Raw genomic sequence first — 22,845 nt, 5'->3', positions numbered from 1 at the left:
CGTTTAAGTCTGGCAGCTAATTAAAAAATAGTGATATTTTTCGGAAAGTTACACTGCTTCCAGCCGGGCATAAGCGGCCACCAGCCATTTGATCCCCTGCCCCTGGAATGCCACCTGCAGACGGCTGTGTTCCCCGCTGCCTTCCAGATTTACAATCGTGCCTTCTCCGAATTTGGCGTGGCGCACGCGCTGGCCGAGTTTGAATCCGCTGTCGTTTTCTGAGATGGGTGCCCCCAGGCGCTGATGGCTCACCGGACGGCTGATGCTGGCCCGCAGACGGACCTCCTCCACGCACTCTTCCGGCAGTTCACCGACAAAACGCGACGGGCGGTGATACACCTCTTTGCCGTACAGACGACGGGTTTCGGCATAGGTGAGGGTCAGCTTTTGCATCGCACGGGTCACGCCGACGTAGGCCAGGCGACGCTCCTCTTCCAGACGACCGCCCTCATCCAGCGACATCTGGCTCGGGAACATCCCCTCCTCCATGCCGACGATAAACACCTGCGGGAACTCCAGCCCTTTGGCCGAGTGCAGGGTCATCAGCTGAACCGCGTCCTGCCAGGTGTCGGCCTGCCCTTCGCCCGCTTCCAGCGCGGCATGGGACAGGAACGCCTGCAGCGGCATCAGATCTTCTTCTTCGTCGTTGTAGCTGAACTGGCGCGTAGCCGTCACCAGTTCCTCTAAGTTCTCGATACGCGTCTGGCCCTTCTCGCCCTTCTCCTGCTCGTACATCATGCGCAGGCCGGAGTCTTTGATCACCCGGTCGGTCTGAACGTGCAGCGGCATGTCAGCGGTTTCCTGGGCCAGGGCTTCAATCAGCTCAAGGAAGCGTTGCAGCGCGCTGGCCGCACGTCCGGCGAGGGCCTTCTCCTGCAGCAGCTCGCGACACGCCTGCCACAGGGTCAGCTGGCGATCGCGGGAGGTCTGACGCACCACGTCGAGAGTGCGATCGCCGATGCCGCGGGTCGGGGTGTTGACCACGCGCTCAAAGGCCGCGTCATCGTTACGGTTGGCAATCAGGCGCAGATACGACAGCGCGTCTTTGATTTCCTGGCGTTCGAAGAAGCGCATCCCGCCATAAATGCGGTACGGCATGCTGGCCTGCAGCAGCGCCTCTTCCAGCACGCGCGACTGGGCGTTGCTGCGATAGAGAATGGCGCACTTCTCCAGCGCGCCGCCGTTGTCCTGCCAGGTTTTGATCCGGTTCACCACGAAGCGGGCTTCATCCAGCTCGTTAAAGGCGCAGTAAAGCGAGATCGGCTCGCCGTCGATGCCCTCGGTCCACAGCTTTTTACCCAGACGACCGTTGTTGTTTTCAATCAGGGCGTTAGCCGCGCTCAGGATATTGTTGGTGGAGCGGTAGTTCTGCTCCAGGCGAATGGTTTCTGCGCCAGGGAAGTCCTTGAGGAAGCGCTGGATGTTCTCCACCTGCGCGCCACGCCAGCCGTAGATCGACTGGTCGTCGTCGCCAACGATCATCACTTTGCTGGAGTCGCCCGCCAGCATGCGGATCCACGCGTACTGAATGTTGTTGGTATCCTGGAATTCGTCCACCAGGATGTTAGTAAAGCGCTCGCGGTAGTGCTGCAGGATATGCGGCTTGTTGAGCCACAGCTCATGGGCGCGCAGCAGCAGCTCGGCGAAATCCACCAGCCCGGCGCGACCGCAGGCCTCCTGATAGGCCTGATAGACCTTCTGCCAGGTCTGCTCAATCGGGTTACCAAAGCTCTGGATATGGTGCGGGCGCAGCCCTTCGTCTTTCTGGCTGTTGATGTACCACATCGCCTGACGCGGCGGCCACTGCTTCTCATCGAGGTTCATGGCTTTGATCAGGCGCTTCAGCAGGCGCAGCTGATCTTCGCTGTCAAGGATCTGAAAATCCTGCGGCAGGTTAGCATCCAGATGGTGCGCACGCAGCAGACGGTGCGCCAGCCCGTGGAAGGTCCCGACCCACATGCCGCCCTGGCTGGTGCCCATCAACTGGGCGATACGGTGGCGCATCTCCGCCGCCGCTTTGTTGGTGAAGGTGACCGCCATAATCGAGTACGGCGAGCAGTTCTCGACGCTCTGCAGCCAGGCGATGCGGTGTACCAGCACGCGTGTCTTACCACTGCCCGCCCCTGCCAGCACCAGCATATTGGTGCGCGTCGCGGCAACCGCGTCACGCTGTTTGTCATTAAGGCTGTCGAGCAGGTAAGAAACGTCCATTGGCACCGTCACGTAGTAATCAGGAACACAGCAAAACGCCCGGTGGCGCTTCGCTTACCGGGGCCTACGACTGCAAAACCCTGGTAATTTATACAATAGTACTGATGATTATATCAGCGTGGTGAGGGATGCCAACCGTGAAATTTCGATGTGCGGCAGCAGGCGGCTGTCGGCGGTCTGCATCAGATCGGCCTTTTCCGGCTTGATCCAGCAGGCCTGCATCCCGCAGCGGATCGCCCCTGCGACGTCGGTGGTCAGGTCATCGCCCACGTGAAGAATTTCGCCCAGCGGCAGGCCGAGCTTCTCCGCCGCCAGATGATACATATCGTTGAACGGCTTGGAGCGCCCGTGCGGGCCTGCGCGCAGCACAAACTCGAAGTAGTCACCCAGGCCGAACAGCTCTGGCTGGGCGTTGCCATTGGTGATAGCCACCAGCGGCCACTTCTCTGCCAGTTTCGCCAGGGTATCGTGGGTCTCCTGCGGGACGTCGATGCGACTGCGCCACTGGGCAAAGTGCGCCATCGAGGCTTCCGCGCCCAGGGCGGCTTCGGCGGCGCTCAGGCCGGCGTTGAGCATCGCCTGCTCCACGGCACGGCGACGCCATTCGGTGACATCGTGATAGATTTCTGGCTCGGTTTGCCGTAACGCCTGGCGCAGACGGTGGAACTCTTTATTTTCCAGCGTTTTTAACGCCGGGTGATAATTTTGCACAAACGTCAGCGCTTCCTGTTCCGTTCGCAGGATCACCTCGCGGTTGTCGTAAAGGGTGTCATCGAGGTCGAACGTCAGTGCTGAGATGTGGCCTAATGGACGATAAAAACGCATTATTTCCCCCGTTTGGCGCGTGGATGCGCCGCGTCGTACACCGAGGCAAGGTGTTGAAAATCAAGATGGGTATAGATTTGGGTGGTAGACAAATTGGCGTGGCCCAGCAGCTCCTGCACCCCACGCAAATCACCGCTGGACTCCAGCATGTGGGTGGCGAATGAGTGGCGCAGTTTATGCGGATGAACATGGCTGTTCAGCCCCTGCTTGATCCCCCACTCGGCAAAGCGTTTTTGCACGTTACGCGCCGAGATGCGCTTCCCGAGCTTTGAGAGAAACAGCGCATTGTCTTCGGTGCCAAACAGCCCGCGCAGATCGAGCCAGTGCTCAATCCACGCCACGGCGTTGCGGCCAATGGGCAGGCGGCGCTCTTTACTGCCTTTGCCCATCACCCATACTTCACCGGTGTCCAGATCGAGGTGTTTGATATCGAGGTTCACCAGCTCGGAAAGACGTAACCCCGCGCCGTACATCACCTCCAGCATCGCCCGATCGCGCACCGCCAGCGGATCGTTAAGATCGATATCCAGCAGACGGTTCACGTCATCGACGTCGATATTTTTTGGCAGATGGCGCGGCGCTTTTGGCGCGGCGATGCCTTTGGCCGGGTTGGCGTTGAGCTCGCCCTGACTTACCAGCCAGTCGAAGAAGCTGCGCAGGGCCGACAGACGCAGCGCGAGGCTGGCAGGACCAAGCCCTTTCCGGCGGCTGCGTACGGCAAAGGCGCGTACCGTGGCGGCATCACACTGCTGCCAGCTCTTCAGGCCGATCTCGTCAGCCAGCTGCATGATGGCATCAAGCTGACGCTGATAGTTGACCAGGGTGATCGGGCTGAGCTGGCGCTCAACGCCCAGATAGCGCAGAAAACGCGTGACGGCAGGGGCCAGCAGAGCATCGGTCATACGCGTTCAATCCAGCGCTCCAGCAGCTCGGGCAGCATCTGCGCGATCTCCTGTATAAGCTGTGTTCCTTGCCCTTGCTGATAGTGCTGCGGGTCGCGGCTGGTGAACAACATCACCCCGAGATCGCCATCGCGTCCCATCAGCGACATCGCCACTGAACCAATAGCTTTGGCCTCCGGCAGGACCACCAGCAGTTCCGGGCCATTCAGCGGCCCAAGATAGTGGTTCTCACATCCCATACGCTGAATGCGCACCGGCTCAAACGCCTGACGGTTTAACGCCAGATGGGTAAACCCGGAAGGTGCACCGATGCGCCAGCGATCCGGGAACAGGCGCAGGGTTGCCCCGGCCAGCCCCAGCTCGCGTGCCCAGCGATGCAAACGAAGCAGAAATTCGTCCAGGCTACTGGCCGATGCCAGTCGCGACTGCAGGTGCAGCAGACGCTGGAACAGGCCCTCATTACTGGTAGCCTGCTCCATCAGCAGCGAGATGTTCTCTTCAAGATGGTTGATATGATTGCGCGAACGCGCCATATGCCATTCGACCAGCGAGACCGTCCCACGAATTGGATGCGGCACGCGCATCTCTTCAACGACGCGTGCATTGCGAATGAAAAACTCAGGATGGCGCAGCAGATAATCAACAACCGCCCGGTCGTCCATCTCCGTCAGCGTTTCCTGCAGTTCTTCTCCTGGTTGTTTCATAGATGGATAAACCCGTCGTAGACTTGTGTTGCCGGGCCCGTCATATACAGCGGCTGGCCCGGGCCTTTCCAGGCGATATCAAGACGGCCGCCTGGTAAATCCACGCGTACCTCTTCCGCCAGTAAACCTTGTGCAATCCCCACCGCGACGGCCGCACAGGCACCGCTGCCGCACGCCTGCGTCTCGCCTGCCCCGCGTTCAAAGACGCGCAGACGGATGTGCTCGCGAGTGATGACCTGCATAAATCCAATATTGGCGCGCTCAGGGAAACGTTCATGGCTTTCCAGCACCGGACCGAGCGTCTCAACGGGCGCGGTCGCGACGTCATCAACCTGAATCACGCAGTGCGGGTTCCCCATGGAGACCACGCCGCACAAGACTGTCTGCTCCGCGACGCGCATGATATAGGTCTTTTCCGCTTTGTTGGCGCGGAACGGCACCTGCGACGGCTCGAAGTTCGGCTCGCCCATATTCACGCGCACCAGCTCGTCATCGGTGACGCTCAGCACCATGCGTCCATTGGCGGTACTGACGCGGATATCGCGCTTGTTGGTTAGCCCTTTCAGCCGGACAAAGCGGGCAAAACAGCGCGCACCGTTGCCACACTGGGAGACTTCGCTGCCGTCAGCATTAAAGATGCGGTAGTGAAAATCGAGATCCGGATCGTAAGGCGGCTCAACCACCAGCAGCTGATCAAAGCCTACGCCGAGATGCCGATCGGCCAGACGGCGGATCAGCTCCGGAGAAAAGAAGACATTCTGCGTTACCGCGTCGACGACCATAAAATCATTGCCAAGGCCATGCATTTTAGAGAACTGCATCATTTACTCCATTGCGCGGTTCGCAACGCGCGTCAGTAATTTACCTGGCTTGGGCCGCCATTATCGCCGCGATCGTTACGATCTGGCATGGTGGTTTGTACGGGGCTTTGCGCTTTTTTGGTCGGTGGCGGCGCGGTTTTATCTGCCGGTGGGAAATAGAGCGGCCCTTTCAGACCACAGCCACTCAGGCTAAACAGTGCGAGGAGAACGGCAAGCGTTCCAAAAACGTTTTTCATTATCAGGTTGCCTGTAAGTTCATGCTTTCTGTTTTCTATCATCGCAGGAGAAGACACAAAAGCAAGAGTTTGCCGCTAACCTGCAACCGGAATTATTTAGCGTTATACTGCCGCCATCACGAAAAACAGGAACAGAACCATGAATGACAGTGAATTCCATCGCCTTGCCGATAACCTGTGGCAAACCATCGAAGAGCGTCTTGACGACTGGGATGGCGACAGCGACATCGATTGTGAAATCAACGGCGGCGTACTGACCTTAAGCTTCGAAAACGGCAGCAAGATCATTATTAACCGTCAGGAACCGCTTCACCAGGTGTGGCTGGCCACTAAACAGGGCGGCTACCATTTCGATCTGAAGGGCGACGAGTGGATTTGCGATCGCAGCGGTGAAGCGTTCTGGGATCTGCTGGAGCAGGCCACGACGGCGCAGTCAGGTGAGGAAGTGAGTTTCAGGTAGTTTTGTTGCCCGGTGGCGGCTACGCCTTACCGGGCCTACAACGGATCGAACCGTAGGCCGGATAAGCAAAGCGCATCTGGCTCAGCGGCTCAGGAGAAATACTGCTGCAACAGCGGTGTCGCATCCTGATTGGCCGGTGCGGCGGCAATCACCTGGGTGCGGAACGGGATCACCTGCGCACGACCATCAACCTTCACAATCTGGTAGAACTGCGGCAGGTTGAAGTTGATAAAGCTTGAGCCGTAGGTGAAGCGGTCATGCGAAGACGAGTAGAAGCGGCTGACGTCGCGCACCAGCTCCTCTTTGCTGCCTTCACAGTGGTGATACACTTCGGCGCGGTTGGTTTCATCAAGAATGTAGATATTGAAACCAGCATCATCGCCCGACTCTTCAAAGAAGAACTGAATAATCCCTTCGCTGGCAAAGCCATCCACTACCTGCGGCAGTTTGACGTGGTTGGTCTCAACCTGTACCGACAGACCATGCAGTTTGTTGTGGGAAATGGCGCCATAGAACTCGATGGCGTTTTCCAGCTTCTGCACTGAAACGTTCAGACGCTCAAAGAACAGACCCCAGGTCTGGCCGGAGACGCGCAGCGCTTTAAAGCGCCCGGTTTCCTGGCGGGTGCTGGAGAGACGCAGATCGATACACTCGGAGACCAGCTGTTGTACGCGGGTACGGATCAGGCCGCGCAGATGCTGGCTGTAACAGAAGACCTCAACGCTGTCCGGCGGAGCGGCATCCTGGTGCATCTTGCCGAGAATGGTTTTCAGCGCTTCGATCATCGCCTGCTCGCCGTTGAAGTGCAGCGTACGCACTTCGTTCCACGAGTTGCGGTAGAGCAGATCGACGCTGCCCACCAGGCAGTTTTGCTGCTCGCCAAAGCTGAACACATCCAGCTTACGGAAATCGAAATGCACCACCTGATTGCGGAACGCCGCCGTCGGGTCGTATTCCAGGTTGACGATAATCGCCAGATGGCGAATTTCGCACGGGCTGTAGAGCGCTTTTGGCGTCGGCGCAGGCAGGCGCAGCGGGAAGTGGTGCGACACGTCCGCGACCATCTCCTGCAGTTTGGCGAGATCGACGATCTCGTTGCCCTTAATAAACAGGCGAGTACGTGACGTCAGCAGGCCGTTAAACCAGGCCCAGGCCACCAGCTTGTTCAGATAGCGGTTATATTCCAGCGGCTGATGGCTGATGATCGAGTCCATGCTTGGCGCACGGTTGTACAGATACCACCCGGTGCGGTTCGCGCGGCCCGGCGGCACATAGATAAAGGTCAGGTTTGGTTCAGACAGGTCCGGCGAAATCTGCGGGTTCACCAGCGTCACTTTACCGGGCAGCGCTTCAAACGCGGCATACAGTTTACGGGTCAGAACACCGATATCCTGCGGGCTGGCGGAAACGCTGAGGTTGTTGCGACGGGCAAAGCGGATCAGGTTACGGTAGCTCTGCATCATGGCATCGAGCAGTTCGTTGTGTGCTTCACGCACCTGATCGATCTTCCAGTTGGCGCGATTATCGAGCATCGACAGACGCTCTTCGTCCCATCCCCACTCTTTGACTAACTGACTGACCACTTCACGACGCCAGCCGACGCATGCACGTTCGCGGCTGAGCTTCTCACAGACTTTGAGATAGAAACATCGACGGACCAGATCCAGACGGGTCGGATCATCGATGGCTTTCAGGTATTCAGTGACGCGCTCGAGCATCATGCAGTAGGCATCCAGACCGAAAGAGACGATCTCGCCATCATGCAGACGCTGTTTAATGTCTTTCGCCAGCAGGCGCGGCGTCGGATATTCCCACGAGTAGGCTTCAAGCAGCAGCGTTTTCAGCACCGCTTTGTACGGGGAATCGATACTTTTATACAGCTGCCACAGGCTCGCACCGAAATACTCTTCGGCAGACAGCGAACTCAGGCCGCCCAGATCCAGCCACTCGTTTGGCGTCAGGACCCCCTGGGCGTAGAGCTTCATGACGTAATCGTCGTAATGCTCTTCTTCGTCACACGGCACCATACTCCAGAGAATACGCTTCCCGGCCAGGCGCACCGCGGTACGGTAAAACTCATCCAGCAACAAGATGTGCTGCGTCGAGCCGCAGTCCTCACCACCCAGACTGCCGCTTTCATTATGGCGGAAACGGTTTTCATCAATCAGGAAGAAGCTCACTTCCACACCGAGCGAGGCCGCCCAGCTCTCAAGCAGGCTGCATTTACGCTGCAGCAGCTGACGCTCGTCGTTATCGAGCCAGGATTGATGGCAGACCCAGATATCCAGATCCGAGGAACAGCTTTGCCCTACCGAAGAGGTACTGCCCATGGTATAGACGCCGGTGATCGGCAGTTCCCCTTTCGGGGACTCCTGCGGCGGCATGCCACGGTAGAGCTCCAGCTCTTTCAGGTAGTGTTCTTGGGTTTCATCAGGCGTGAAAAGGCAGATGCCCTGGGGAACGTTACCGTCGAGGTAACCCGGCATCAGTGGGTGGTGATAGTGCAACAATGTCGGCAGAAGACTGTAAACCTGCTGGAAAGCAGGACCCATCGCAGCAAGCGCGCGATCGACACGCAGTTGGTTGATGGCATCCAGTCTCTGTTTCAGAGTCTCAATATAGAGGTACAAGACGTATCGCCTGATGTTCAGAAAGCACTAATCCTCACCAGGACCGAGGATTACGCGTTCACAGTATTTCGAAAGTAACCGTCGCCCTTTTTCGCCCTTATCTTTATGGTCTCGGAGACGAAAAAATGGTCTAAAACGTGATCAATTTAACACCTTGCCGTTTGACCGTAAAGAAAGATGCGCTACATACAAGTGTAGCACCGTTCTGTACGTGTAAATTCCAGAATACGGCAGCAGGCAACCTCTCTCGCTGCCCTGTCCTGAACCCCTCAACGTCCGTAAACCTGACACTCCCAGGACAACAATGTTAGGATGGTCAGTAGATGATTAAGACGGTAACAAGCATGTTAGACAATGTTTTAAGAATTGCCACACGCCAAAGCCCTCTCGCGCTATGGCAGGCACATTATGTGAAGCAGCGCCTCGAAGCCTGCCATGCGGGCCTGCGTGTTGAGCTGGTGCCGATGGTGACGCGCGGCGATGTCATTCTTGATACACCGCTGGCAAAAGTGGGCGGTAAAGGCCTGTTCGTCAAAGAGCTGGAGCTGGCCCTGCTTGAGGATCGCGCCGATATCGCCGTCCACTCCATGAAGGACGTGCCGGTTGATTTCCCTGAGGGGCTGGGCCTGGTCACCATTTGTGAGCGCGACGATCCGCGCGACGCTTTTGTGTCAAACCACTACGACTCGCTGGAAGCCCTGCCCCAGGGCAGCATCGTTGGCACGTCAAGTTTACGCCGCCAGTGTCAGCTGGCCGAGTCGCGCCCGGATCTGGTGATCCGCTCGCTGCGCGGTAACGTCGGTACCCGTCTTGGCAAGCTGGATAACGGTGAATACGACGCCATCATTCTGGCGGTTGCCGGTCTGAAACGCCTGGATCTTGAGTCGCGCATTAAGGTGGCGTTGCCTCCGGAGCAGTCGCTGCCGGCCGTGGGCCAGGGCGCGGTGGGCATTGAGTGCCGCCTCGACGATACCCGCACCCATGCGCTGCTGGCGCCGCTCAATCACCACGAGACCGCGATCCGCGTCCAGGCCGAGCGCGCCATGAACACCCGCCTTGAAGGGGGATGTCAGGTGCCGATTGGCAGCTATGCTGAATTAATTGATGGCGAACTGTGGCTGCGTGCGCTGGTTGGCGCGCCGGACGGTTCGCAGATGGTGCGCGGCGAACGTCGTGGTCATCCCCAGGATGCAGAACAGCTGGGTATTTCCCTGGCAGAAGAGCTATTGAACAACGGCGCCCGTGAAATTCTTGCGGAAGTCTATAATGGAGAACCCCCGGCATGAGTATTCTCGTCACCCGCCCTTCTCCCGCAGGAGATCAGTTAGTGAGCCGTCTGCGCACACTGGGGCAGGTGGCGTGGAGTTTTCCGCTGATTGAGTTCTCTCCGGGCCGGGAGCTTCCCCTGCTCGCCGGGCATCTTGCCGCGCTGCAGGAGGGTGACATGCTGTTTGCCCTGTCACAGCATGCAGTGGAGTTTGCCCACGCCCGGCTGCAACAGGACGGCCAGCGCTGGCCGGATGCGCCACGCTATTTTGCCATCGGCAGAACCACCGCCCTGGCGCTGCATACCGAAAGTGGCAAAGGCATTCGCTATCCGCTGGATCGGGAAATCAGCGAAGTGTTGCTACAATTACCTGAATTACAAACCGTTGTGGGGAAGCGCGCCCTGATTTTGCGCGGCAACGGAGGGCGAGAACTGCTGGGCGACACGCTGCGTGAGCGCGGAGCAGAAGTGACATTTTGTGAATGTTATCAACGTTGTAATAAACATTATGACGGTGCGGAAGAGGCGATGCGCTGGCACTCTCGCGGCGTTACCACCCTGGTGGTGACCAGCGGCGAAATGTTGCAACACCTCTGGTCGCTGATCCCACAATGGTATCGTGAAAACTGGTTACTCCGCTGTCGGCTTCTGGTCGTCAGTGAGCGTCTGGCGAACCTCGCCCGGGAACTGGGCTGGCAAGATATTCGGATCGCTGATAACGCCGACAACGATGCGCTGCTGCGCGCATTACAATAACTCTCATAATGGGAAGCCATAATGACGGAACAAGAAAAATCCTCCGCCGTGGTTGAAGAGACCAGGGAGACTGTGGACACCACGCCACAGCCAGAAACGACAGAGAAAAAACATGGCAGCAATAAAACCAGTCTGGCGTTAAGCGCGATTGCTATCGCCATTGCGCTGGCCGCAGGCATCGGCCTGTACGGTCTGGTGAAAAAACAAGCCACCGACCAGACCGCCGCCCGCGATGCGCTGGTTACCCAGGTTACCGCCCTGCAACAGGCCCAGCAGACGCAGAAAGCCGAGCTGGATTCGGTGATCAAGCAGCAGGCAGCCCAGCTGGCTGACGCCAACCGCCAGCAGGCGGAGCTGACGAAGCAGCTGGATGAGATGCAGCAGAAAGTGGCAACCATTTCCGGTACCGACGCTAAAACCTGGCTGCTGGCGCAGGCTGATTTCCTGGTCAAACTGGCCGGACGCAAGCTGTGGAGCGATCAGGATGTCACCACCGCCGCCGCGCTGCTGAAAAGCGCCGACGCCAGCCTGGGCGACATGAACGACCCAAGCCTCATCACCGCCCGCCGCGCGCTCACTCAGGATATCGCCAGCCTGGGGACCGTTTCGCAGGTGGACTACGACGGCATTATTCTGAAAGTGAATCAGCTGTCGAACCAGATCGATAACCTGCGTCTGGCAGACAATAACGACGACGATTCCCCTATGGACTCCGACAGCAGCGAACTTTCCAGCTCGCTGAGCGAGTGGCGCATCAACCTGCAGAAAAGCTGGCAGAACTTTATGGACAGCTTCATCACTGTCCGCCGTCGCGACGAGACCACCGTGCCGCTGTTAGCCCCGAATCAGGATGTCTATCTGCGCGAAAACCTGCGCTCGCGTCTGCTGGTGGCCGCCCAGGCGGTACCTCGCCATCAGGAAGAGACCTATAAGCAGGCGCTGGATAACGTTTCGACCTGGGTGCGCGCGTACTACGATACTGACGATGCCACCACCACGGCCTTCCTCGAAGATGTGGACAAGCTGAGCCAACAGAACATCACCATGAACGTACCGGATAAGCTGGAAAGCCAGCCGATTCTGGAGAAGCTGATGCAGACGCGCGTGCGCAACCTGCTGGCACAGCCGGGCGTGGCCGCAGAGCAAGCTCCCGCTTCCGCTCCGGCCCCTGACAGCGCGCCACAAGGAGAGTAATTATGTTGAAAGTCTTATTACTCTTCGCACTGTTGCTCGCCGGGATCGTGCTTGGTCCTATGCTGGCGGGTCATCAGGGTTACGTGCTGATCCAGACCGATAACTACAATATCGAAACCAGCGTCACCGGGCTGGTGATCGTTCTGATCCTGGTAATGGTGGCATTTCTGGCGATCGAGTGGATCCTGCGCCGCATCTTCCGTACCGGAGCCCATACCCGCAGCTGGTTTGTCGGCCGCAAACGCCGTCGCGCCCGCAAGCAGACCGAACAGGCGCTGCTCAAGCTGGCCGAAGGCGACTATCAGCAGGTTGAGAAGCTGATGTCGAAGAACGCCGACCATGCAGAGCAACCGGTGGTCAACTACCTGCTGGCGGCCGAAGCGGCCCAGCAGCGCGGCGACGAAGTGCGCGCCAATCAGCATCTGGAGCGCGCCTCCGAACTGGCCGAAAACGATCCGATCCCGGTGGAGATCACCCGGGTGCGTCTGCAGCTGGCGCGTAACGAAAACCATGCCGCCCGACACGGCGTCGATCGTCTGCTGGAGATCGCCCCGCGTCATCCGGAGGTTCTGCGTCTGGCTGAGCAGGCCTATATCCGCACCGGCGCCTGGGGCTCGCTGCTGGACATCATTCCGTCGATGGCAAAAGCAGACGTGGGTGACGATGAGCAGCGCGACGACCTGCAACGTCAGGCCTGGATTGGTCTGATGGACCAGGCTCGCGCCGATCAGGGCAGCGATGGCCTGAAGGCCTGGTGGAAAAATCAGAGCCGCAAAACGCGTCAGCAGGTGCCACTGCAGGTAGCGATGGCTGAGCACCTGATTGAGTGTGACGATCACGATACCGCGCAGAGCATCATTCTTGATGGTCTGAAGCGCCAGTATGACGACCGGCTGGTGATGGTGATCCCGCGACTGAAAACTAATAACCCGGAACAGATCGAGAAGATGCTCCGCCAGCAGATCAAAACCGTGGGCGATCGTCCGCTACTGTGGAGCACCCTGGGTCAGTCGCTGGCAAAACATGGCGAATGGAAAGAGGCCAGCCTCGCCTTCCGCGCCGCGTTAAAACAGCGCCCGGATGCGTTCGACTACGCCTGGCTGGCGGATACCCTGGACAAGCTGCATCTGCCAGAGGAAGCCGCCGCGATGCGTCGCGATGGCCTGCTGCTGACATTGCAGAACAATCCCCCGCAGCAGTAATTGCACAGGAGGCCTGACGGCCTCCTTTTTTATTTGCTACATTCTTTGCATCATCTTCATGAGACCGCCTCCGCCAATTTAACGACCTCCTTTCATTAAACATTTTTCCTGCACACGCCTTTGCGGCGTGGACTCACTTGTTTTTGAAAGGATCGTTTCATGAACACGCTTTTATCTGCGCTTATTCGCGCGCTCCGCAGCCATCGCTGGCTGCGCCTGCTGGCCTGCGCTTTTCTGTTTACCTCTGTGGGGAATGGCTTAACCCAGGTGATGGTCTTTGGCCTGCTGCTGGACTGGCAGGCTCCCGCCTCTTTACTGACCCTGGCTTATCTGTTTGCCACGCTGCCGGGATTTCTTGGCAGCCTCGTCGGGGAGAAGCTCTGTATGCGCTTTTCGCCCATCCGTCTGCTGGTCCTGACCGAGTGGCTGGGTCTGCTGGCCCTGCTATTTCCCCTGCTGGGCATTCAGTTTCACAGTATGGTGGCGCTGCTGGCGGTGCAATCCACCGAGGCTTTTCTGGCAGGCATGAGCTGGCCTGCCCTGACTTTGCTATTCCGACGGGGATTATCCGAAGACGAGCTGCCTGCGGCGACATGTCTGGAGACGATGATCTTTGCTTCGCAGGTGCTGCTGGGGACCGGGCTGGGTATGGTGCTGTTTCATCATCTACCCGCTCTGGCACTGCTGGGGCTCGACGCGCTCACTTTTGTGGGCTCCTTGCTGATGCTGATCCTGGCTGGCAGCGCCTTGCCTTCTCTGGCGCCTGAGCAGGCAGCGGAAACCGAAAGACCGGTGGCGGTGCGCTGGCAGACGCTGGCCCCGCAGCAAAAACGTAGTCTGTTATTGCTCCCCGCGCTCGCCGCCGTGGGGTCGCCCGCCATGGCGCTGCTGCCTGCCCTGGCGCAACAGATTGAGCCGGATGATGCTGCCGGGCTGGCCCTGCCCCTTCTCTTTGCCCGCAGTATGGGGCAGCTGTGCGGCCCGCTGCTGCTGAAAAGAGAGAACCTGTCCCGCTACGCCAGACAAAACCGTCTCCTGTTGACCTGCCTCGGAATTTTTTTATTCGCTTACGGGACGATCCCTCTGTTATCGGGGACGCAAGCGCTGGGGGTGGTGTTTATTGCCCATCTGGCCTCGAACATCGTTTTTGCGGTGGGTACCTTTAGCCTGTTAAGCAGCTTTCAGACCGGCCAGGTCTCCTCTGCCAGCGGCAAGGCGTGGCGATGGCAGACTGCCAGCGCGTCACTCTTTACCTGCACCACGGCGCTGGTGGCTGACGTGCTGGGGCCGCTGCAGGCGCTGTACGGCGTGTCGGGCTGTGCCTTGCTGATGGTGGTGGGGATCCTGACGCGCTACTGCAGATAAGGCATAAAAAAACGCCTGCTAAAAAGCAGGCGTTAAACAGGTCTGTTCGACAACTTGTGGTGCTTCACTCAACGTTATGTCCATGGTGTTTGATGAGGCCGAAGCGACATCTGTCGGTGGACGATAAGCACCGTAAATGGCTCTGCATCATTCCGGGGTTTATGAGGCACTAAGGCGAACATAAGAGATGGAATGAGCATCTACACGTATATTATTGCACGCAACGTGCCAACGTTGCACAGGGAAGTTGTCCGATCTCCAACTTTTTAAGATAAAAGGAAATTATGCCATTCAGGCAGATTACGGGCGGCTGGATAAGGCGAGAATCGCGGGCAAAGTGTCTCCTGAAAGCGACACCCCGGCACAGAAAGGGATATATCGCTATTTTTCATGGAGTTAAGTGTCACTTATTCACGACAGACCGGGATATCGTTGTCGGCAATTAGCAACAGAGGGGAGGAATAGCACAAAACAAAAAACCCCGCCGAAGCGGGGTTCAAAATTGGTCGGCGAGAGAGGATTCGAACCTCCGACCCACTGGTCCCAAACCAGTTGCGCTACCAAGCTGCGCTACTCGCCGTTGTACTGCTTTTTTTGAATTTTTAGTTCAATTCATTAAAAGTCGTGGTGCGAGGGGGGGGACTCGAACCCCCACATCCTAAGGACACTAACACCTGAAGCTAGCGCGTCTACCAATTCCGCCACCTTCGCAATTCACAACTTTTCAAATAATGGGGTGGCTAATGGGACTCGAACCCACGACAACTGGAATCACAATCCAGGGCTCTACCAACTGAGCTATAGCCACCACAACTTTATTCTTTCACGCGGTTCTGCCTACTTCACAGACCACCGCAGCTCTAGCACCGGGTAAAATGGTGCGCCCGACAGGATTCGAACCTGAGACCTCTGCCTCCGGAGGGCAGCGCTCTATCCAGCTGAGCTACGGGCGCTTAGCGCCGTTGCGGGGCTGGATATTACGGAGGTCTCGCTCTGCTGTCTAGTGCTTTTTCAAAATAAATGCGCGTTTGATTACAGTTTGCGCACTTTGCCGCATATTACTGCGTTTTGCCACTTTCGACATGTCGTCCCAGGCCAAAAAGCTTATATCCCAGGCTCACGGCAGCGATAAATATCATCCCGACATACAGCGACATGCGAGTGTCTTCATTGAAATACATGCCGATCAGCACGCAGATCAGGAAAGCCATAGTCAGATAGTTTGCCCATGGGAACAGAATGGAGCGGAACGGGTGGCTGGCGATCGCTTTTTTATGTGCCTGGCGGAAACGCAGCTGGCTAATCAGGATCACAAACCACGGCACCATTCCCGGCAGAACGCTGGCGCTGTACACGTAGACAAAGACGCGCTGCGGGTTCGGGATGATGTAGTTCAGGCATGATCCCACCAGCAGGATGGCAATTGAAATGGCCACTCCCGCCACCGGTACTCCCGCACGGGAGACTTTGCCTACCGCCGCCGGAAGCTGGCGGTTTTTCGCCAGGGCATAAAGCATACGCCCGCAGCTGTACATGCCGCTGTTACAGCCGGACAGTGCCGCCGTCAGCACCACAAAGTTGATAATGCCTGCCGCCGCGGTAATGCCGATTTTGACGAAGGTCAGCACAAACGGACTGCCGGTGGTGCCAATCTGGTTCCACGGGAAGATAGTGACGATGACGAAAATCGCGCCCACATAGAAGATCAGGATACGCCACAGCACTTTGCCTACCGCGCTGCGCAGAGTCACCTGCGGGTTTTTGGCTTCGCCAGCGGTGATGCCGATCAGCTCAACGCCCTGATAGGACGCCACCACGATGCACAGCGCCGTCAGGAAGCCCTTCCAGCCGCCAGCAAAGAAGCCGCCGTGCTCGGTCAGATTGCCAAAGCCAATTGCCTGCCCACCGTTGCCAAAGCCAAAGAAGATAACCCCTATCCCGATGACGATCATCACGATGATGGTGGTGACTTTGATCATCGCGAACCAGAATTCAATCTCACCATACAGACGTACGGCCGCGAGGTTGGCCAGTGCAACCAGCCCCACGGCAATCAGCGCGGGTATCCATTGCGCCATCTCCGGGAACCAGAACTGCACATAGACCCCGATGGCGGTGATCTCCGATATCCCGACCGCCATCCACATAAACCAGTAGGACCAGGCCGTGAGATAGCCAAAGAATGGGCTCATGTAGCGATGAGCGTAGACGGCGAACGAACCGGCAACCGGCTCAAGGAACAGCATTTCGCCCATCGAGCGCATGATAAAGAAGACGAACAGCCCGGCGATGATATACGCCAGCAGGACCGACGGCCCCGCCCATTTCAGGGTACTGGCGGAGCCCATAAACAGGCCCACGCCAATCGTCCCGCCCAGGGCGATAAGTTCGATATGACGAGCTTCCAGCCCACGCTGAAGCTCCGGTTTTTTCTCTGCCATAAATCCTCGGTTGTGCTTGCGACTCTCCCGGCCTGAGCCGGTTATTGTTATAGGTACAGATGTGCTATCACGGGCTGTGCGATATGGACCGTTTATATTAACGGTTGATGCAAAAACAGCCTGATACGGTAGTGCGGGGAGGAATGGTTTCTTAAATTGGGCGAAATGGCAAACGATGCGTTAAAAAAATGAATGTATTGCACAGAAAAGCAGCAGATTTGCAGGCAGGTTGCAGCGCGACCAGCAGATCGCGCTGCAAATAAGAGATTAAAGCCGACCGGAGTAGTGCCAGCCGAGATAACGCAGCAGACGCAGCTGGCGGCTGATGCGGCTGGGCTGTGATAACAGGCGATACAGCCACTCCAGCCCCAGGTTCTGCCAGACCTTTGGTGCCCGCTTCACATGGCCGGTAAAGACGTCGTAGGTGCCGCCCACCCCCATGTACAGCGCGTCCGGGTAGACCTGACGGCAGTCGCGCATCAGAATCTCCTGACGCGGGGAGCCCATCGCCACGGTGACAATCTTCGCCCCACTGTCACGAATCCGGGCAAACAGCGCCTGCTGCTGCTCGCCGTTGAAGTAACCGTCCTGGCTGCCGACGATGTTTACCTGCCACTGAGTCCGCAGCTTCTGCTCGGTTTGCGCCAGAATCTCCGGCTTGCCGCCGATGAGGAACACCGGCGTGCCGTCTGCGCCCGCTCTTGCCATCAGCGCTTCCCAGAGGTCAGCCCCTGCCACACGGGAGATGTTGGCATCCGGGTATTTCTTACGCACCGAGCGCACTACGCTTATCCCGTCAGCGTATTTAAACTCCGCCGCCTCAATGAGCTCCCGCACCTGAGCGTTGTCCTCAATGGTAAGCATTTTTTCTGCATTGATGGCCACCAGCGTGCCGGTTTTAATCCTGTCACCAGCGCAGAGATAGTCCAGCGCATGTTGCATATCACGCCAGCCGATCAGCTTCAGGCCCCGCAGGTCATACTGCGGCGCAGAGGTATTGTCAGTCATTATTATCCTTACTCAGACTCGCGAAAGCGCCCTGCCGTTTGCCGGTTCGCGCCTGTGCACTAACCCGGCGCTGTCGAACAGCCAGTACAGCAGCTTCGCCATCAGCAGACAGGCGCCAAAAACCACCATGAAAAAGACCACGCGGGAGACGAACGAATCCAGTCCTTCTCGCGCCAGCACGATCATATTGAAAATGGCACCGAAACAGAAACTATGCAAAATCGCTGCCTTATAGCGATTGGTCTCCTGATTGCCCAGCGTATAAAGCCAGTCGAACCATTTGATAATCAGCCCCACGGCGATTGCCCCGGGGAGAATGAACCAGCCGCCGCCCATCACCACCAGCGAGCCGATCAGCGTCGGGGAAATTGCCAGCCCGGAGTGGTTGTTCAGCACTTCCCAGGTAAAGTAGTTGGCGGTGTTCAGGACCACGCCCGGCCTGTCCGGCCATAGCCAGGTGGGGATAAAGACATAAAAATCGCGCACGATGGGCGCCAGTCCCTGGAAGTCGATTTTGTCGTAGTTTTGCAGCAGCAGGGCCAGGTTCTCCCACGGCGAGAAGGTATCGCGGGTGAGGTACAGGAAGGTGTAAAACGCCTCATCGCCGCTGACGTCCATGCCATAGCGTTTCAGCGCCAGCCAGAACATGCCGACAATCCCCATCACACCTGCAGCGGCCAGCATCCACAGCGAGATCCAGCCGCGAATGATGCCAATAAACAGGAAGATGGCGAAGGCGATAATGATGTTGGCTCGCGTGCCGCCGACAATCATGTAGGTCAGCAGACCAAACGCCACGGTACTGACGAGGAAAAACAGCCACGCCCGGGCATTCTGCCGCAGAAAATAGATCACCAGCATCGCCGGAATGAAGAAGTAGAAGAAGCGCTTGAGCGCCACCCCGGAGACTTCGCTGGAGAAAATCTGACTGTAGGAGTGCAGCTTAAACAGCAAAAAGCCGTTATGCATAAAGAAGATACCGACGGTGACCAGCGCAATCCCCATCAGCATCATCCATGTCAGATGGGTCTCGACCCGGTTCATGGTAAACAGAGGCCGTCGCTCAGCGCCAGAGCGGACGGGCTTCAGCCGCGTTTTATAGGCAACGTAGTACACCCCATAGAAGCAGGTGGCTGACAGCAGCGCCTGCATCAGGATCTCCGGTGGCACGACGGCCACATCGAAGCGGAACACCAGCATGCTGGTCAGCGGGAAGCCAAAATAAAAGGTCAGCAGAAACAGCAGCGAGAAAAAGACGTTGAAGTTAAAGCGCACCCGCCGGAACTCGAACCAGGTCAGGGTCGCGATAAACAGCGCGCTCAGAAGCCAGATGACCAACAGGCCGCTAAATTGCAACTGGCTCATGCTTTCTCCCCTGAGGCGATCCGCAGCGCCTGATGCCACGGCGTGAGGTAGTTCGGGCTGAAGAAGTCGATGGCGTTCTTGTCCACTTGCGCCAGCTGTCGCTGCGCTTCACGCACCACTCCTTCATTCAGGTCGTCGGTGGTGAACAGCACCGGAATATGCTGCTCCGCCATATCCTGCCAGAACGGGTTGTCGCGGTTAAGCACGCACGGCACGCCCGCCTGGATCAGCAGACACAGCGTGCCAATCCCCTGCTGACGCGCGAAGATGAAGTAGCCCAGATCGCACTGGCGCAGCAAGGCGAGGTAGTCGTCAAAGGCCAGCTTATCGCTGAGGATCTGCAGATTCTCCGGGCTAAACAGCGCCAGCCCGCTCTGACGGACTTCATCGATGTACGCCGCGTTATTAGCAGGATAGCCCATGGGCACGATCACGTTGACTGTATCGCCAAACTGCTGATGCACCGCCTTCAGGGCCGCAATATGCTCGTTGCTGCGGTCTCCGGAGTTGCCCACCAGAATCGTCAGCTTGCCCTCGCGTTTCACGTCACTGGCTAAGCCGTTCAGGGCGGGATCCATGCGGGTCGGGAAATAGAGCAGCTCACCGCGGACGTTCGGATGACGTTGGGCGAAATAGTTCAGATCGCCGCGGGTGGCAAAGATACAGCCCACGCGCCCCTGCGCCATGCGCCGCAGCGGGTAGAAGAGACGGAACTTCCAGCCCTGGGAGACTTCATACAGGTCTGCGCCCCAGATATGCCAGTTAAACTGCGCGGGCTTGATGCCCCCGCTCAGCAGCGCCAGCCACAGGCCGGTATTGAACTGCCCGTGGAAAAAGAAACGCTGCTGGCGATCCGCTTTGGCTTTGGCGATCACCGCGTTGGCAAGCGACGCTTTGTCCGGCCAGAAAGTGAGATTCAGTGCCGGGCAGGCGGCGCTGAGGCCGGTATCCTTCCCCGCCACCATAAATTCGCGCGCATGCACGCTGCCGGGGGCCAGCTCATCATTAAAGAACCGCAGTACGGTCTGGTTATGGTGTGGGATATCCGATCCCAGGACGTGAATCAGTGCAGTCATGCGCGTTTATGCCAAAGTAAAAAGACGCCGCAACAGGCAGCAAAATAGACAATGTAGGTGGCCATATAGGCCTGAGCCGCACCCAGCGCGCCGTGCGCGGGGATCAGCCAGTGAGAGAACGCCGTCAGCAACGTGAACTGGCTGATTTCCGCCAGGATATAGAGCTTTAACGAGGCTTTAGCGATAACCAGATAGCCAAAAACGTAAGCGCCTACTTTCAGCACATCGCCCACCAGCTGCCAGGCAAACAAATCGCGCATCGCGGTAAACTTGTCGGAGAACAGCAGCCAGATGGCGACATCACGCAGCAGCCAGACGGTAAAGCTGGCCACCGCCACTGCCGGTAAGACGAAGCGCAGGGAGCGGAGTATCTCGCGGGTGATCTCCTGTCGGGCGGTAAGTCGCGACAGGGTTGGTAGCAGGTAGACGCTAAAGGAGGCAGTAATAAACTGCAGATAGGCATCCGAGATGCTGCTGACCCCTTGCCAGATCCCTACCTCATCCCAGCTGTAGTGCGCTGCCAGCAGGTTTCGCATCATCACATAGGCCACCGGCAGGGTGACGGAGGTGATAAGCGCCATCAGGGTAAATTTACCCAGTTGTCCTGCGAGGAGCTTGTCCCATTTCGGCTTGAGATAGTGCAGCGGAATCGTGCCTCTGCGCATCAGCATCACCGCCGCCGGGATCACCACCAGCGCCGGCACCAGCGCCAGCCCCAGCAGCGCGCCTTCGTAGCCGCCGAGACGATAGCAGGCGTAGTAGGCGACGACCCCAATCAGGCTACCAACAATCAGCGCCAGGGCATTGCCGGCGGCATCGCGGAAGCCCTTCATCAGCGCCAGCAGCAGGTTCGCCCAGGCGATGCCCATCTGCACTAACGCCACCAGCCGCACCAGGCCCTGATAACCCGTATGACCAAACAGCCCCTGGCTGATGGGCGCGGCCGCCAGTAAAAAGATCACCGCCAGCAGGGTGGAAAAGCCCAGCACCATCGCTGATGATGTCCCGACCACCATGCGTAATTGCGCCTTATCGTCATGATATTGCGCGACGTACTTGGTGACGCCGTTGAAGATCCCCGCCCCAGCCAGTACGCCCAGCACGGTAACCAGCTGACGGAAGTTACCCGCCTGCCCGACACCAGAAGGGCCAAATGAGACCGCCAGCAGTTTGACGACCAGCAGTCCTGTGCCGATCTTGACGAGTGTGGACGCGGCGGTCCACACCGATGCTTTCGCCAGAGACATATCAGCCGAAATAACTCAGAAGGGTATTAATGACCGTGCGCTGGTTGACCGCAGCGAGGTTATAGAACAGCGGCAAGCGGAGTAACCGCTCACTTTCTTTGGTAGTGAAGCGATCTTCACCCACGAACTGGCCAAAGGCTTCACCGGCCGGGCTGGAGTGCAGCGGAATGTAGTGGAACACCGCGAGGATCTCAGCCTCTTTCAGGTACGCGATCAGCTCGCTGCGATCGTCGTTATCCCGCAGCTTGATGTAGAACATATGCGCGTTATGCACGCAGTCCGCAGGGATAGTCGGCAGCTCGATACGGCCTTTGCGCGCCAGCGGGGCCAGCGCATCGTAATAGGTCTGCCACAGCGCCAGGCGCTGCTGGTTGATGCGGTCTGCCGCCTCCAGCTGGGCCCACAGATACGCGGCCTGCAGATCCGCCATCAGGTAACTGGAGCCGATATCGCGCCAGGTGTACTTATCCACCTGTCCACGGAAGAACTGGCTGCGGTTAGTGCCTTTCTCGCGGATGATCTCCGCGCGCTCCACCAGGGCGCGATCGTTAATCAGAGTAGCGCCGCCTTCACCGCCTGCGGTGTAGTTTTTGGTTTCGTGGAAGCTAAAGCAGCCGATATGCCCGATGGTACCCAGGGCGCGGCCTTTGTAGGTGGACATCACGCCCTGCGCAGCATCTTCCACCACATACAGGTTGTGCTTTTTGGCGATCGCCATGATGGTGTCCATCTCGCAGGCCACACCGGCATAGTGCACCGGCACGATGGCGCGGGTCTTGTCGGTGATTGCCGCTTCAATCAGCTTCTCGTCAATGTTCATGGTATCCGGGCGGACATCCACGAAGACGATTTTCGCCCCGCGCAGCACGAAGGCGTTGGCGGTGGAGACGAAGGTGTAGCTCGGCATAATCACTTCATCGCCAGCACCGATGTCCAGCAGCAGGGCTGCCATCTCCAGCGAGGCGGTGCAGGACGGGGTCAGCAGGACTTTCGCGCTCTGAAAGCGCTGCTCCATCCACTGCTGGCAACGACGCGTGTAGCCGCCATCACCACAGAGTTTGCCGCTGCCCATCGCAGACTGCATGTAATCAAGTTCAGTGCCCACCACAGGAGGCGCATTAAATGGGATCATCTT

The 22,845-nt window shown here is 58.0% G+C and carries 19 protein-coding genes and 4 tRNA genes; 6 read left to right on the top strand and 17 right to left on the bottom strand.

Annotation, left to right across the window (positions count from 1 at the left end; all coding sequences use genetic code 11):
- Window positions 1–48 precede the first annotated feature (48 nt).
- The 6 genes from uvrD to LG383_RS19805 form a co-directional block, all read right to left on the bottom strand.
- A complete protein-coding gene (gene uvrD / locus LG383_RS19830; RefSeq protein ID WP_225759980.1) occupies window positions 49–2,211 on the bottom strand; it encodes a DNA helicase II in 2,163 nt (720 codons plus the stop codon).
- 108 nt (window positions 2,212–2,319) lie between these two features.
- On the bottom strand, window positions 2,320–3,036 hold the full coding sequence (gene yigB, locus LG383_RS19825) for a 5-amino-6-(5-phospho-D-ribitylamino)uracil phosphatase YigB (protein ID WP_106995927.1): 717 nt from the start codon (window positions 3,034–3,036) through the stop codon (window positions 2,320–2,322).
- Window positions 3,036–3,938 carry a tyrosine recombinase XerC gene (xerC, locus tag LG383_RS19820; RefSeq protein ID WP_106995928.1) on the bottom strand — a complete coding sequence of 301 codons (903 nt, stop codon included), beginning with the start codon at window positions 3,936–3,938 and terminating at the stop codon, window positions 3,036–3,038. Before xerC ends, yigB begins: the two co-directional genes overlap by 1 nt.
- Window positions 3,935–4,642 (bottom strand): DUF484 domain-containing protein, encoded by a 708-nt coding sequence (locus LG383_RS19815; RefSeq protein WP_106995929.1) that lies wholly within the window; start codon window positions 4,640–4,642, stop codon window positions 3,935–3,937. Before LG383_RS19815 ends, xerC begins: the two co-directional genes overlap by 4 nt.
- On the bottom strand, window positions 4,639–5,463 hold the full coding sequence (gene dapF / locus LG383_RS19810) for a diaminopimelate epimerase (RefSeq protein ID WP_106995930.1): 825 nt from the start codon (window positions 5,461–5,463) through the stop codon (window positions 4,639–4,641). The genes LG383_RS19815 and dapF overlap by 4 nt, the downstream gene beginning before the upstream one ends.
- A 32-nt stretch (window positions 5,464–5,495) precedes the next feature.
- A complete protein-coding gene (locus LG383_RS19805; protein WP_106995931.1) occupies window positions 5,496–5,699 on the bottom strand; it encodes a lipoprotein in 204 nt (67 codons plus the stop codon).
- A gap of 139 nt (window positions 5,700–5,838) precedes the next feature.
- On the opposite strand from LG383_RS19805, the gene cyaY reads away from it, so the two are divergent.
- Entirely contained in the window at window positions 5,839–6,159 is a 321-nt protein-coding gene (cyaY, locus tag LG383_RS19800; RefSeq protein ID WP_225759979.1) for an iron donor protein CyaY, read from the top strand.
- A gap of 89 nt (window positions 6,160–6,248) precedes the next feature.
- On the opposite strand, the gene cyaA is transcribed toward cyaY, so the two are convergent.
- Complete coding sequence (cyaA, locus tag LG383_RS19795; RefSeq protein WP_106995933.1) at window positions 6,249–8,789, bottom strand: class I adenylate cyclase; 2,541 nt, start codon at window positions 8,787–8,789, stop codon at window positions 6,249–6,251.
- Between the two features lie 344 nt (window positions 8,790–9,133).
- On the opposite strand from cyaA, the gene hemC reads away from it, so the two are divergent.
- From hemC to LG383_RS19770, 5 genes are all read left to right on the top strand, one after another.
- Window positions 9,134–10,075, top strand: a complete 942-nt coding sequence (gene hemC / locus LG383_RS19790) for a hydroxymethylbilane synthase (RefSeq protein WP_106995934.1) — start codon at window positions 9,134–9,136, stop codon at window positions 10,073–10,075.
- On the top strand, window positions 10,072–10,812 hold the full coding sequence (hemD, locus tag LG383_RS19785) for a uroporphyrinogen-III synthase (RefSeq protein WP_106995935.1): 741 nt from the start codon (window positions 10,072–10,074) through the stop codon (window positions 10,810–10,812). The genes hemC and hemD overlap by 4 nt, the downstream gene beginning before the upstream one ends.
- A gap of 21 nt (window positions 10,813–10,833) precedes the next feature.
- Window positions 10,834–12,006, top strand: a complete 1,173-nt coding sequence (hemX, locus tag LG383_RS19780) for a uroporphyrinogen-III C-methyltransferase (RefSeq protein ID WP_166184723.1) — start codon at window positions 10,834–10,836, stop codon at window positions 12,004–12,006.
- 2 nt (window positions 12,007–12,008) lie between these two features.
- Window positions 12,009–13,208 (top strand): protoheme IX biogenesis protein HemY, encoded by a 1,200-nt coding sequence (gene hemY / locus LG383_RS19775; protein ID WP_225759978.1) that lies wholly within the window; start codon window positions 12,009–12,011, stop codon window positions 13,206–13,208.
- A 159-nt stretch (window positions 13,209–13,367) separates the two neighbouring features.
- Entirely contained in the window at window positions 13,368–14,573 is a 1,206-nt protein-coding gene (locus LG383_RS19770) for an MFS transporter (RefSeq protein WP_225759977.1), read from the top strand.
- A 503-nt stretch (window positions 14,574–15,076) separates the two neighbouring features.
- On the opposite strand, the gene LG383_RS19765 is transcribed toward LG383_RS19770, so the two are convergent.
- The 10 genes from LG383_RS19765 to rffA form a co-directional block, all read right to left on the bottom strand.
- A tRNA-Pro gene (locus LG383_RS19765) sits at window positions 15,077–15,153 on the bottom strand.
- A gap of 45 nt (window positions 15,154–15,198) precedes the next feature.
- Window positions 15,199–15,284: transfer RNA gene (locus LG383_RS19760), tRNA-Leu, on the bottom strand.
- A 21-nt stretch (window positions 15,285–15,305) separates the two neighbouring features.
- Window positions 15,306–15,381: transfer RNA gene (locus LG383_RS19755), tRNA-His, on the bottom strand.
- Between the two features lie 68 nt (window positions 15,382–15,449).
- Window positions 15,450–15,526 (bottom strand) — tRNA-Arg (locus LG383_RS19750).
- A gap of 105 nt (window positions 15,527–15,631) precedes the next feature.
- Entirely contained in the window at window positions 15,632–17,014 is a 1,383-nt protein-coding gene (locus tag LG383_RS19745; protein ID WP_225759976.1) for an amino acid permease, read from the bottom strand.
- Window positions 17,015–17,281: 267 nt separating this feature from the next.
- On the bottom strand, window positions 17,282–18,022 hold the full coding sequence (gene wecG, locus LG383_RS19740; RefSeq protein WP_225759975.1) for a lipopolysaccharide N-acetylmannosaminouronosyltransferase: 741 nt from the start codon (window positions 18,020–18,022) through the stop codon (window positions 17,282–17,284).
- A 12-nt stretch (window positions 18,023–18,034) separates the two neighbouring features.
- The gene (wzyE, locus tag LG383_RS19735; RefSeq protein ID WP_225759974.1) at window positions 18,035–19,387 is read right to left on the bottom strand and encodes an ECA oligosaccharide polymerase; all 1,353 of its coding nucleotides are present in this window, start codon (window positions 19,385–19,387) and stop codon (window positions 18,035–18,037) included.
- Complete coding sequence (locus tag LG383_RS19730) at window positions 19,384–20,463, bottom strand: TDP-N-acetylfucosamine:lipid II N-acetylfucosaminyltransferase (protein ID WP_106995942.1); 1,080 nt, start codon at window positions 20,461–20,463, stop codon at window positions 19,384–19,386. Before LG383_RS19730 ends, wzyE begins: the two co-directional genes overlap by 4 nt.
- Complete coding sequence (wzxE, locus tag LG383_RS19725) at window positions 20,460–21,710, bottom strand: lipid III flippase WzxE (protein ID WP_225759973.1); 1,251 nt, start codon at window positions 21,708–21,710, stop codon at window positions 20,460–20,462. Before wzxE ends, LG383_RS19730 begins: the two co-directional genes overlap by 4 nt.
- A 1-nt stretch (window position 21,711) precedes the next feature.
- A complete protein-coding gene (rffA, locus tag LG383_RS19720) occupies window positions 21,712–22,842 on the bottom strand; it encodes a dTDP-4-amino-4,6-dideoxygalactose transaminase (protein WP_166184746.1) in 1,131 nt (376 codons plus the stop codon).
- Window positions 22,843–22,845 lie beyond the last annotated feature (3 nt).

Source organism: Leclercia sp. Marseille-Q4284, assembly GCF_916618945.1.
Classification (GTDB): domain Bacteria; phylum Pseudomonadota; class Gammaproteobacteria; order Enterobacterales; family Enterobacteriaceae; genus Enterobacter; species Enterobacter tamurae.
Note: the sequence above shows the minus strand (reverse complement) of the source record. Positions and strands in the feature narration are given on the sequence as shown.